The organism is Polaromonas sp., from assembly GCF_041689105.1.
Lineage (GTDB): Bacteria > Pseudomonadota > Gammaproteobacteria > Burkholderiales > Burkholderiaceae_C > Polaromonas.
Genome location: NZ_JBDNGU010000186.1, coordinates 1 through 10,785, shown reverse-complemented (window position 1 = coordinate 10,785; position 10,785 = coordinate 1). Strand labels below are relative to the sequence as shown.

Genomic DNA, 10,785 nt, shown 5'->3' with positions numbered 1-10,785 from the left:
TCAGAACCAAGGCCAGATTACGCGAGGCCGCCAACGAGCACATGGCGATGCTGAAGCAAAACCCCCAGCGCGTTATGAGCTACTTTCAGGATAGTCGGGTTCGATATGCGGCTTAAGACTTCACAGGGCCGGAGCAATAGTAAGCGGTGGGGCCGCAAATTGAAGTAGAAAGTCTCTAACTGACCTCATTGCGCAGTACTACTCAAGTCAGCAACGCTACCGCCCCAGAAAAGGTAAAAAACGCCAGCACGGTCGATAGCAGGATGATGCGCGCAATCCGCCCGTTGTTGGCGCCAAAACGCTCGGCCAGCAGTGACACATTGCTGGCACTTGGCAAAGCGGCTACCAGCACGATCACTGTCAAGGCGAAAGGCTGCAGCGGCACACCCAGTTGAATCGCGCCCAGGCCTACCAGCCCGACCAGCAGCGGGTGCAACACCAGCTTGATCAGCGCAACCGGCAGATAGTCTTGTACGGGGATTTTCTCGACGCTGTTCATTTGCGAGCGCGCCAGCACCGCGCCTATGGTGAACAGCGCCACCGGCGACGCGGCATCGGCCAGCAAGGCGACGGTCTGCATCACCGGCGCAGGCAAGGTGATCGCCAGCCCTGAGGACACCGCGCCCAGCACAATCGCCCAGGGCATGGGGTTCAGCGCCACGCCTTTGAGCGCGTTTTTGGCCGCCACTTCGGCGCCGTGGCTGTCGGCTGAATCCAGTCGCGACAGGGCAATACACAACGAGCTGGTCACCAGCAGGTCCACCACAATGGTTACGATGGCTGGCCCGGCCGCCTGCGCACCCAGCAAGGCCACCAGCAGCGGCACCCCCATGAAGCCGGTATTGGGAAAAGCCGCGACCAGCGCGCCAAAAGAGGCGTCGTTCCATCCGATCCGCTGGTTGCGCGTGACTGCAATCGTGAAGCCCACCACGACCAGCGCGCACAGCAGGTACACCGCCACCAGGCCGCCGTCGAGCAGTTGCGCTACAGGCGTGTTGGCGCCAAAGCGGTACAACATGCAGGGCAGCGCGAAATACAGCACAAAGCTGTTCAGGCCGGGAATCGCCGCCTGCGGCAGCAGACCCCGGCGCGCAGCCACGTAGCCACACAGCACCAATGCGAAGAAGGGGAAGGTGATCAGGAGGATGCTTAGCACAAAGCATATTGTCACCTGCTGGGTTTGCAGCTGGCTGACTGGCTATGATGACCCGCTGCTTGCCCCATATCGTCTTGTCGCGTCCGCCTTCTTACTGCATGTCGTCCCACCCGTCCCCAGCCTCTTCCCAAGTCACCGGTCTCAATCTCGCCCAGCAGGAAGCCGTCAATTACATGCACGGCCCCTGCCTGGTGCTGGCCGGCGCCGGCTCGGGCAAGACGCGGGTGATCACGCACAAGATTGGCCGCCTGATCCTGGCCGGGCTCAAGCCCGAACAGGTGGCGGCCATCACCTTCACCAACAAGGCTGCGGCCGAAATGCGCGAACGCGCCAAGACCCTGATCGGCAAGGCCGCCAAAGGCGTGCTGATCTGCACCTTCCACGCGCTGGGCGTGCGCATGTTGCGCCAGGACGGTGAAGCACTGGGGCTGAAGAAACAGTTTTCCATTCTTGACACCGACGACGTGAACAGCATTCTGAAAGACGCTGGTGGCAGCACCGACGCGGCCATGGCGCGCCAGTGGCAGTGGACCATCAGCGCCTGGAAAAACAGCGGGTTCAATGCGGCCCAGGCCGAGGCGCAGGCCAGCGGCGACGAGGAACGCCTGATCGCGCGCATCATGGCGCGGTATGAAGAGCGGCTCACCGCCTACCAGAGCGTGGACTTTGACGACCTGATCGGCCTGCCGCTCAAGCTGCTGCGCGAGCATGACGCGGTGCGCGACAAATGGCAGGCTTCGCTCGGCCATGTGCTGGTCGATGAGTACCAGGACACCAATGCCACGCAGTACGAAGTGCTCAAGCTGCTGGTGGGCCCCAGGGGCCGTTTTACGGCGGTGGGCGACGACGACCAGTCGATTTATGGCTGGCGCGGCGCCACGCTGGACAACCTGAAAAAACTGCCGGTCGATTACCCGAACCTGCGCGTGATCAAACTGGAGCAGAACTACCGCTCGACCGGCGCCATCCTGCGCGCCGCCAACAACGTGATTGCGCCCAACCCCAAGCTGTTCCCCAAAACGCTGTTCAGCGAACTTGGCGAAGGCGAGCCGGTACGCGTGGTTGATTGCGACAGCGAGGAACACGAGGCCGAACGCGTGGTGGCGCGCATCCAGAGCCTGCGCGCCGAAGGCTCACTGCAGGCCGAGGGCGGCCAGCACAGGGACTGGCAGGACTTTTGCGTGCTTTACCGCGCCAACCACATGGCCAAGCCGTTTGAAAAGGCCTTTCGCAAGGCCAACATTCCCTACAAGGTCTCGGGCGGGCAAAGCTTTTTTGACCGGGCGGAGATCAAGGACCTGTGCTGCTGGCTGCGGCTGCTGGTCAACAACAATGACGACCCGGCCTTCATGCGCGCGGTGACCACGCCCAAGCGCGGCATTGGCCACACCACCCTGGGCACACTGGGCACCTTTGCCAGCAGCGCCCGGCTCAGCCTTTTCGAGGCGCTGTTCAGCAACTCGCTGGGATCGGTCCTGCCGGCCAAGGCGGTGGCATCGCTGCAGGAGTTCGGGCGTTATGTGAACGAGCTTGAATACCGCGCCAGGCACACCGTAGGTGCTGAAAACGCGCGCACGTTTTTGACCGACTGGCTCAAGGACATTGGCTACGAACAGCACCTCTACGACGGCGAAGACAGTGAAAAGCTGGCTGCCGCGCGCTGGACCAACGTGATGGATTTCTGCGACTGGATGGCGCAGCGCTGCGGCGGGCAGATCGACGACACCTCAGGGGCAGTCATCGCTGCCGAAACCAAAACCATGCTGGAAGTGGTGCAGACCATTGCCCTGCTGTCCACCATCAGTGAACGCGAAGGCGACCAGAACGTGGTGACGCTGTCCACGCTACATGCGGCCAAGGGACTGGAGTGGCCGCATGTGGTGCTGGCCGGCTGCTGCGAAGGCCTGCTGCCCTTCAAGCTCGACGACGACGATGGCACCGATGCGGCCAAGACCGAAAACATCGCGCAGCGCCTGCAGGAAGAGCGCCGCCTGATGTATGTCGGCATCACACGCGCACAACACACGCTGGCGGTGAACTGGCTGCGCCGGCGCAAGAAGGGCCGCGACACGGTGGCGGGCGTTCCCAGCCGCTTCATTGCCGATATGGCGCTTGAAAAAACGACCGTCAGGGAAGACCCGCGCGAAAAGATCAAGGCCTTGCGCGCCGAGTTTGCCAAGCGCGCGGCGGACAGCGCTGAAGCCAATAGCCTGGCCGAGGCGGCCAGAAACGCCGGATAGGGAGGCCACGGCATGAAAACCACCACCTCACCTTTGTTTGCTATTATTTTAATAGCTATTTGCACCCTGCCCATAAGGGCTGATGCCCAAAATTATGCCAAAAAACCAGCGCCCGCGGCTTCGGCCACTGCGGCCTGTCCCGCGGCCAAAGAACTCACGTCGCCGCAGATTCACGGCCGTTGGCGTGCCCGGTTCAACCCTGCGCCGGCAGGCCTGCCGGCCGATGCAACAATGCTGATCGAGCGGCATGCGGAGTTCAGCGAGAGCGTGGCCGGCGCCGTCATCCGCGTCATCCGGGCGCCAAAGTCCGGCGGCCATGCGCCGAGAGCCCAACTGGCAGGCGATCTGGAGAACGGCTTGCTGACGCTCGACGAGTCCTCCAACGGCATCAGCATCACCGGCACCTGGAACGGTGAAATGGTAGAGGGATCATGCGGAAAAAAATTCAGCGGTATGTGGAAAGACACCAGCAACAACGCGCCGCCCGACGCACCGGACGTTCCGTTCACGCTGGAGAAACTGCCGGGATGGTGAGCGCGGCCACTCCCCGGGGTTGGGGCGCGCCGCTGGTCTTGCTGCTCGCCAGTGGTCTGGCCCAGGCCCAATCCGGCGGCGGCGCGCCGGTTCTGCCGGACCGCAGCAGCCGGCTCGGGTGGCAGGTTTGCCAGGCCATGGGTGCCGACGCCACAGCCCAGCTGGCCTGCTTTCGGAGCTGGGCCTAGTCGCAACTGCCTGCCGGTTCGCCGGCGCCCAGCCTGGCCACTGCGCCAGCCAACCCCGAGTCTGGCCAGAAAGCCGCCCAAATCCTGCTGCTGCCTGCCATCAACACGGAAGCGCCAGATGGCAAGAGGGTAGGCTGCGGGAACGACAAGTACTCCGAGCTTTCGCGTTTTTGGGAGCTGCAGCGCGGCACCGATTGCGACACTTTCGGCATCCGGGGCTATCGCCCGATCAGCGTGGCCGGTGTGGTCGCGGACAGCGTGAACAACCAGCCGTCCTCGCCCTCGCCAGGCCACACGGTGACCACCCCCTTCAGCTACAAGCGCTCCGAGGTGCGGTTGCAGCTGTCGGTGCGCACCAAGATCGCCAAGGGCTTGCTCGCCTCTTCTGCCGGTGATGATGCTGGCAGCGACTCAGTGTGGCTGGGCTACACCCAGCAGAGTTACTGGCAACCGTTCAACAGCGACATCTCGCGGCCGTTTCGCACCACTGACCACGAACCGGAGGTGGTCTACATCTATCCGCACATGATCGACCTGCCTAGCGGCTGGAAGTACCGCCTGAGCGGCCTGGGCCTGAACCACCAGTCCAACGGCCAGAGCCTGCCTCAGTCGCGCAGCTGGAACCGTGTCTACCTGATGGGCGCAGCCGAAAAAGACCTGGGCGGCGAGGCCAGCCTGACCTTGCAGGGCAGGGTGTGGCAGCGCATCCGTGAGTCTTCAGGCAGAGACTACAACCGCCGCCGCAATGTGTTCAGCGTCGGTCTGAGCCTGGTGGACTGGTAGCCAGGTCAGGGACTACCAGCGGCAGCCCCCCGGCCTGAGATGGGGCAAGGTGGCACCGGCAACTTGCAACATCGTCCCGCATATCGTTGGGCTTGGCCCCGTTGGCCTCCGCGAACGCTTGGCGATTCAGCGGAGTGTTTGACAGTTGTTTTCAGGAATCCCATCCCGGCCTGTTCCATCCCCTTGCGAGGGCAAAAGCGACACTGGCACGCGCAAGTTCCAGCGAACTGTCTATCAGCACCATGCCCGATACGTCGGCACCCCTGCGGACAATGGTAATTTCAGTGCAGCCCATGATGAGTGTGGTTGCCCCCTGGCGGACAACCTCCTGGCAAGCCTGCGTGAGGTGCTGTGCGCTGATGTCAAGACGGCCCGCCTTGACTTCGCGAATACACGCGTCGATATGGATTTGCGCGCCTTGCGGGTCAGGCAACAGGAAGTCAATGCCACGCGCCAGCAATTCACGCTGGTAGAAACCAGACGCCAGCGCACCCCGCGTCGCGAGAACGGCCACCCGAGCGCCGCTGCCCGGCGCTATGGCCGCCACGCAGGCTTTGGCAATATGCAGCAAAGGCGCTTTGCTGCTCCTGCTCATTTCATCAAACCAGTGATGCGCAGAGTTGCACGGGATGACAATCACCCCGACCTCCGCCTTGTTGAGCATTTCTATACCCGCGAGCAATTGAGGCAAGGGATCTTTGCCCTGACCCAGAATGGCACTTGATCGGTCGTGAATATGCGGCAGGCTTGCCACAATCACCGGCAGATGGTCCTGATCTCGCGAGGCGGGGGTCAGTTTGACCAGCTTGTCGAGGAAGTCAACGCTTGCCGATGGCCCCATGCCTCCAAAAACGCCAATGCGGGTCATGGATGTTGTCCTAGAGCTTCAGGGGCCGGGAAGTCTCAGCATAGACCACGGAAACAGACTTCCGGGCAAATTCTGGCAGGCGCCTGGAAGTTGCCGGCAAGGACTGAAAGCTACCCATGATCTGCAAAAACCTTCATGCCCATCCCCGCAGGAGTAACGGTGCAATCAAGGTTCCTGGACGCCGAAGATGTACTTGTTTCAACAACCGTGGTGCGTTGGCCACCAACAGAGCAAGTCCAGTTGCGCGGGCTACAAGCCATGACAAACCTCGCAATTGTAGAAACGCCCCAGAAACCGAACAGGTCGCTGGGGCGCATGAATACTGGTGGCCTGGGGCGGAATCGAACCACCGACACAAGGATTTTCAATCCTCTGCTCTACCGACTGAGCTACCGGGCCTGAGCCGCTGATTATATATCAGGCTGCGCGCTTGCCTCGGGTCAGGTCCACGCCCAGTTGCTTGAGTTTGCGGTACAGGTGGGTGCGCTCCAGGCCGGTTTTTTCGGCCACGCGGGTCATGGAGCCGCCCTCTTTTGCCAGGTGAAACTCGAAATACGCTTTCTCGAATTCATCGCGTGCATCACGCAGGGGCTTTTCCAGCAGAAAGCTCTGGGTGGCTTGCGGGCCCAGCTCCACCGCGACCACCTCCAGGCCACCCATCATGGCGGCTTCGACGGTCAGGTCCACCGCATGCAGCAACGCGGTGGGTGGCGCCAGGGGCTTGCGGCCCGCAGACTTCACGAGACCTTGTTCGACCGCCTTGAGCAGCTTTTGCAGCGTGATGGGTTTTTCGAGAAAGGCCATCGCACCAATTTTGGTGGCTTCGACCGCTGTGTCTATGGTGGCGTGACCACTCATCATGATCACCGGCATGGTCAGCAGTCCGGTGGAGGACCACTCCTTGAGCAGCGTGACGCCGTCGGTGTCGGGCATCCAGATATCCAGCAACACCAAATCAGGCCGGACGCGGCCGCGCGCGGCCCGGGCCTGCGCCGCATTTTCTGCAAGTTCGACCTGATGGCCCTCGTCGTTGAGAATTTCCGAAAGCAGATCGCGTATGCCCAACTCGTCGTCAACTACCAGAATATTTGCCATGATGAATCGCTATCCCTAACCAGCAGTTATCTATCCTGCGGCAGCGGTTTGCCTGCGCTCGCAAGTGTTTAAGTCACAACCGCAAATGATAACGATACTTGAGCGCCCTGCACGACGTCATCGACGACGCGATTCGAAATATCGATGCGGGCGCCGTGTTCGTCGGCAATCTTTTTGACCACCGCGAGCCCCAAGCCGGTGCCCTTCACCTTGGTGGTCACATAGGGCTCAAACGCCCGTTTCAGGATGTGTTCGGGGAAGCCCGTGCCGTTATCGCGCACAGTCAGGCGCACGCGGCGTGAGCCCGGCGAGTACTCGGTCTTGAGCGTTACCAGCGCCGTGCGTCCGGCTGGCAGCCCCTCCTGCGCGTCCTGAGCGTTTTGCAACAAGTTGTGAATGACCTGCCGAATCTGTTGTGAATCCGCCTTGATCGCGGGGCAACCGGGCTCGAGCTCCGCCTGCACCGGCACCACCGCGTTCTCGCTGGCGTACAGCTGGATCACATCGTTCACCAGCGCATTGAGGTCCACCGGCATCAGTTCGGCCGCAGGCAGGCGCGCGTAGTCTCGGAATTCGTTGACCAGCCTTTTCATGGCATCGACCTGGTCAACAATGGTCTTGACGGATTTCGTCAGCAGTACCTGCTCGGGCTCGCCGACCTTGCCGGTGAGCTTCATCTCCAGCCGTTCGGCGGACAGCTGGATGGGCGTCAGCGGGTTTTTGATCTCATGCGCGAGTCGCCTGGCGACCTCTCCCCAGGCCTGGGCGCGCTGGGCCGACACCATCTCCGAGACATCATCAAATACCAGCAGGCATTCATCGCCGGGCATCTTGGCGCCGCGCGCAATCAGCGTGATGGCGTTGTCGGGGGCGCCGGGTTGCGCGGCATTGAGCTCGAAGGACTGCTGCCAGTGCTCGATGCCGTGTATCAGGTTCTCGCCGAAATAAGTGTCGAACTGGGCCTGCACGCCCTGCGCGAAGGCCTCCAGCCCGGGGACTTCGCCCAGCACCCGGCCCTGATAGGCCGCCAGCGGCACACGCAGTATGCGGGTCGCGCCGGGGTTGCTGGTCTGGATATGCCCCTTCAGGTCCAGCACCATGACGCCGGCAGTCAGGTTGTCCAGAATGGTCTGCAGGTTGGCGCGGGCTGCGTCCACCTGGTCCATGCTTTTCTGCACGGCACCGCGCGCATCGGCCAGTTGCTGGGTCATGTCGGCAAAGGAGCGTGTCAGCCCCCCTAGCTCATCTTTGCCCTGCAGGGCTGCCTTGGGCGTGAGGTCGCCCTGGGCGACCTGCTTGACCCCCTCGGCCAGCACCAGCAGCGGCCGAGCCAACTGGTTGCCCAGCACCACCGCAAGCAGCACGGCGCCAAACACCGCAAGAAACAGGCTGAGCGTGAGGGTCCCTATGTACATCTTGCGCAGCCCACCTCGGGCGAGGGCACGCTCCTGGTACTCGCGGTTGGCTTCCTGCACGGCAATGGCGTTGGCGACCAGGCTGACGGGCAGCAGTTCGGTCACCTGCAAAAACCGGTTCTCGCCGAACAACCCGACGCCGGGGCTGACCACCAGCGCCAAGGCCTTGATGCGTGGTGCGGTGTTGGCCACAGCACCGCCAGTGGCCACAGGGGGGCCAGGGTCTGGCCCTGCCTCCGCGCCAGGCAAGGCTGCCTCGTCCAGGCCTTCGATTTGCGTGGCAACACGCTGCGCACGCGCGTTGCGCAGCAGTTGCCCGGGCGGCCGCTCGGGCTTGATGGAGTAGCGCGAATCGCCAGCACTGGCAATCATCTGGCCAGAGGCCGTCCACAAGACAACGTCGCTGACTGCGAGCTGGTCGCGCAGGCGCTCCAGCGCCAGGCCGGCAGTGGCGTCAGGTGTTTGCGCGAGCTGGCCCGCAGCCGCCCGGGTCTTGTTGGCCAGCTCGGACGCCAGTGTGTCCAGCGTGACGCGGCCCAGATTCAGGCCGGCGTCCAGCGCACCCTCGACTTTCACGTCAAACCAGCTTTCGATGGACCGCGACACAAACTGGTAGGACACGACGTAAATCATCAGCCCCGGCATCAGACCGACCAACGCAAAAATGGCCGCCAGCTTGACCAGCAGGCGACTGCCGAACTTGCCCTTGCGCAGACGCAGGACCAGGCGAAGCACGATCCAGCCGATCGCCAACAGCAGCAAGGCGGCCACGGCGACGTTCAACCCGAACAACAGGACGTAGTTGCGTTCGTACAGCTCGCGGTTGCCCGTGGCCTGGGTCAGCAGGAACATCAGCACCAGCCCCAGGGCTGCCATCACGCCAACACCCACGCCGACCGTCCAGCGGAAGGCCGGGCCGCTTTTCAGGGAAGAAGGCGGCTGACCTTTCAGACTCACTTCAGCGCCTCTTTGGCCACTTCCCTGGCCATTTCGGGCGCTGCATCCCGGGTGCTGTCGCGAATCGGTTCTGCCAGCAACTGCCGGCTTTCCTGCACATTGATCGTCCAGTCTCTTTGCCCGGCGACTCCAATCTGGAAAGGACGCGGCAGTTGCGACAGGTCCAGCCGGAACCGGAACTCGATGGTGTGCCGGGCGTCGGCATCGATTTCGGCGACATCCGCAATGCGCCAGCGCGAGATGCGCTGGATGGAAGCCATGGCCTCGGGCAGGCTGTCGTAGTTCTGGCTCAGCGACGTACGCAGACCGGTCACGCTGATGGCGCCCGCCAGTACGTTGAGTCGCCAGCGCCGGGTCAGGGGCTGAAAGGCCAGCCGCATAGTGCGGGTGGCTGTGGTGACCCGTTTGTCGTACCAGTACCAGCGGTCACGGTAAATGTCGGCCTCAGCTACAAAAAACATCGGAATGCCTTTGAGCAGGGCATCCTCGACCACCGGCGGCAACTCAAATTTAACAGCGGCGGACAGGTAGACCGACTCGTCGGAACGCTCCATCTTGAGCTGCGCGACCTCCGCCGACAGCGCGGCCGGTGCGGCAAAAGCCGCCACCACAAAGAGGGCGCACGCCAGCAACCGGCGCAGCGCCTGCTCAAGCACTGCGTTTTTCAAAAACCGCGTAATAGAAGCCGTCGTTCTCACCTTTCAAATTGTCCGGGAAGACGGTCTCGGGGGCGCCACTTTGGGGCAGCAAATGACCGGGCGATGGCATTAAAACAGCGTCTTTGTGGTGTGTAACAAACGTTTGCGCCTGCTGCTCACCTTCAGCCCGGAAAACCGAGCAGGTGCAATAGAGCAGTCGCCCGCCGGGCCTGAGCAGCGGCCAGAGCGCGTTGAACAGCCTGGTTTGCAAAGCCGCCAGTTGCGCGATATCGGTGGGACGACGCAGCCAGCGCACGTCCGGGTGCCTGCGCACGATGCCCGACGCGGTGCATGGCGCGTCCAGCAGGATGCCATCGTAGAGACCACCGTCCCACCAAGTCTCGGGGCGCGCGGCATCGCCAACGCGGATATCGGCGTGCAGGCCCAGGCGCTGCAGGTTCTGGCCGATGCGCTCGCAACGGTGCGCGTCGATGTCCAGCGCCGTGACATCGGCATCGGCCAGCTCCAGCAGGTGGGCGGTTTTGCCGCCCGGTGCGGCGCAGGCATCCAGCAGCCTCAAGCGGCCCCCCCCGGTAGCGCTGAGTCCGTCCAGCAACAAAGGTGCGGCCATCTGCGCCGCAGCGTCCTGCACCGAAAAATGCCCCTGCCCGTAACCCGGCAGGGTCGGGACAGCCTGGGCATGGCGCAGGATCACGCCGTTTTTTCCTACAGGACTTGCTATCGTATTTATAGCTTCTAGCGCTTGCAGATAAAGGGCTGGGGTCGTTTTTCGTTCATTAACCCTGAGAACCAGAGGCGCCCGGGCATTGTTGGCCGTCAAGATGGCCTGCCACTGGTCGGGGTGGTCCTTGCGCACGCGGTCTATCCACCACTGGGGATGGTTCCACACG

10 protein-coding genes, 1 tRNA gene and 1 pseudogene are annotated in these 10,785 nt (G+C 62.7%); 5 read left to right on the top strand and 7 right to left on the bottom strand.

Annotated features, from left to right (window positions below):
* Nucleotides 1-116: pseudogene (locus ACESMT_RS18600) on the top strand (IS630 family transposase); the annotation flags it as partial.
* An 86-nt stretch (nt 117-202) separates the two neighbouring features.
* Here ACESMT_RS18600 and ACESMT_RS18595 read toward each other — a convergent pair.
* On the bottom strand, nt 203-1,156 hold the full coding sequence (locus tag ACESMT_RS18595; RefSeq protein ID WP_372828079.1) for an AEC family transporter: 954 nt from the start codon (nt 1,154-1,156) through the stop codon (nt 203-205).
* A 98-nt stretch (nt 1,157-1,254) separates the two neighbouring features.
* Between ACESMT_RS18595 and ACESMT_RS18590 the strand changes: the two genes are divergently transcribed.
* The 4 genes from ACESMT_RS18590 to ACESMT_RS18575 are packed head-to-tail and all read left to right on the top strand — an operon-like array spanning nt 1,255 to nt 4,901.
* On the top strand, nt 1,255-3,396 hold the full coding sequence (locus ACESMT_RS18590) for an ATP-dependent helicase (protein ID WP_372828082.1): 2,142 nt from the start codon (nt 1,255-1,257) through the stop codon (nt 3,394-3,396).
* A 12-nt stretch (nt 3,397-3,408) separates the two neighbouring features.
* Complete coding sequence (locus tag ACESMT_RS18585) at nt 3,409-3,930, top strand: hypothetical protein (protein ID WP_372828078.1); 522 nt, start codon at nt 3,409-3,411, stop codon at nt 3,928-3,930.
* Nucleotides 3,927-4,118 carry a hypothetical protein gene (locus ACESMT_RS18580; RefSeq protein WP_372828077.1) on the top strand — a complete coding sequence of 64 codons (192 nt, stop codon included), beginning with the start codon at nt 3,927-3,929 and terminating at the stop codon, nt 4,116-4,118. The genes ACESMT_RS18585 and ACESMT_RS18580 overlap by 4 nt, the downstream gene beginning before the upstream one ends.
* Nucleotides 4,119-4,124: 6 nt before the next feature.
* A complete protein-coding gene (locus ACESMT_RS18575; protein ID WP_372828081.1) occupies nt 4,125-4,901 on the top strand; it encodes a phospholipase A in 777 nt (258 codons plus the stop codon).
* 151 nt (nt 4,902-5,052) lie between these two features.
* Here ACESMT_RS18575 and ACESMT_RS18570 read toward each other — a convergent pair whose 3' ends face one another.
* The 6 genes from ACESMT_RS18570 to rsmB all read right to left on the bottom strand — a co-directional run.
* Nucleotides 5,053-5,769 (bottom strand): aspartate/glutamate racemase family protein, encoded by a 717-nt coding sequence (locus ACESMT_RS18570; RefSeq protein WP_372828076.1) that lies wholly within the window; start codon nt 5,767-5,769, stop codon nt 5,053-5,055.
* Between the two features lie 323 nt (nt 5,770-6,092).
* Nucleotides 6,093-6,168 (bottom strand) — tRNA-Phe (locus tag ACESMT_RS18565).
* Between the two features lie 18 nt (nt 6,169-6,186).
* Nucleotides 6,187-6,864, bottom strand: coding sequence for a response regulator (locus ACESMT_RS18560; RefSeq protein ID WP_372828075.1), 678 nt, complete (start codon nt 6,862-6,864; stop codon nt 6,187-6,189).
* A gap of 68 nt (nt 6,865-6,932) precedes the next feature.
* On the bottom strand, nt 6,933-9,230 hold the full coding sequence (locus ACESMT_RS18555) for an ATP-binding protein (protein WP_372828080.1): 2,298 nt from the start codon (nt 9,228-9,230) through the stop codon (nt 6,933-6,935).
* A gap of 2 nt (nt 9,231-9,232) precedes the next feature.
* A complete protein-coding gene (locus ACESMT_RS18550) occupies nt 9,233-9,892 on the bottom strand; it encodes a DUF4390 domain-containing protein (RefSeq protein ID WP_372828073.1) in 660 nt (219 codons plus the stop codon).
* A partial coding sequence (rsmB, locus tag ACESMT_RS18545) for a 16S rRNA (cytosine(967)-C(5))-methyltransferase RsmB (RefSeq protein WP_372828072.1) occupies nt 9,885-10,785 on the bottom strand: 901 nt, incomplete at its 5' end. The genes rsmB and ACESMT_RS18550, both read right to left, overlap by 8 nt.